This is a genomic window from Carnobacterium sp. (assembly GCF_032094055.1).
Lineage (GTDB): Bacteria > Bacillota > Bacilli > Lactobacillales > Carnobacteriaceae > Carnobacterium_A.
Map to the genome: position 1 here is coordinate 16,128 of NZ_DAMDAK010000017.1, position 1,175 is coordinate 17,302.

The 1,175-nt window shown below is 39.6% G+C and carries 2 protein-coding genes; both read right to left on the bottom strand.

The features are described from left to right. On the bottom strand, positions 1–844 hold an 844-nt coding region (locus tag RT405_RS04300; RefSeq protein ID WP_313467859.1), incomplete at its 3' end, for a DegV family protein. Further along, positions 841–1,044: a hypothetical protein gene (locus tag RT405_RS04305; RefSeq protein ID WP_313467861.1), complete on the bottom strand. Its 204-nt coding sequence runs from the start codon at positions 1,042–1,044 to the stop codon at positions 841–843. The genes RT405_RS04300 and RT405_RS04305, both read right to left, overlap by 4 nt. Positions 1,045–1,175 lie beyond the last annotated feature (131 nt).

Consider the following 1,175-nt stretch of genomic DNA (forward strand, 5'->3'; position numbering starts at 1 on the left):
CGATCCCAATGATCCCAAAGGCTCCGGGACCTCCATGACTAGAAATAACAGCGCCTGCTGTAAACCAATCTGGATTCTCGAAACCATAACTCTGTAAAGTAGACTCAGCAAGCTGCTTATATTCTTCACTCAATCCCGCTGTTCCACCGATAATTATCGTCTCCGGCTCAATGGTATAATTCTTAATAAAGTCTTTAATCGTATTTTTTAAACAACGGTCAAATGATCCGCGGTATTTTTTCGCAGCCACTAAATAGCCGTTTTCGAGAATAATAGTAGGATGAAGTTTCAAAAGAGAGGCACCAAGATAGGCTGCATTCGAAACACGTCCTCCTGCCTTAAGGTATAAGAGTGATTGAGGAAGGAAAACAAAGCGAGTGCGTTCCCGTATATCTTCTACAAAAGCAATGATTTCTTCCGCCGTACAGTTTGGGTGGTTTTCAATAAATTTTGCTGTTGCAACAATCACAGCAGTTAGACCGCCAGAAACGTTTTTACTATCGACAATATGGATGTTTTCGAAGTCTTGCGCAGCAATGTGACACGAGTTATAAGAAACAGTGGTTACAGCTGAATAAGCGATATGAATAATGTGGGCTTCAGGATAGTTGGCAAATATTTGTTCGAAAGCAACGCTATTATCTTGCGGAGTAGAGCCGGAAGTTTTTGGTAATGTCCCTGATTCGTTGTAAAAACAGTAAACTTCTTCAACATCGAAGCTTCCGTCATCAAATGTTTCGGAACCCATGGTTACATGCATTGGAATGACATGGATACCATAACGTTCAATAAGTTGCTGAGATATATCGGAACCGCTTTCGGTAGTGATAATAAATTTTGTCATGTTTCCCTCCTGTGGTTGTTTCTAGAAAAAGTAGTCGTGGCAATCATATCATAAGGGAAGGGGGAAATCCTACTTATATTTGATTGTTTTTTTACTGATCCATCTATTAGTTCGCCGCGGCTGTTTTCTTTAGAAGCATCATTTTTTGCTTTAAGGCAAATAGGGTAGTAGACATCAGGAGCGGGTTCTAAAATTTTCATGAGTACAATTTCATATTCTCAGTCATTTCCGAAATCATATGTATAAAGAACTCGATCTTTTTCTTTCTTGAACCATTTAGCCAGCGTTTCTTCTCCTTCATTTAATAGTTCCATGGAAGAGGCGAAATTCC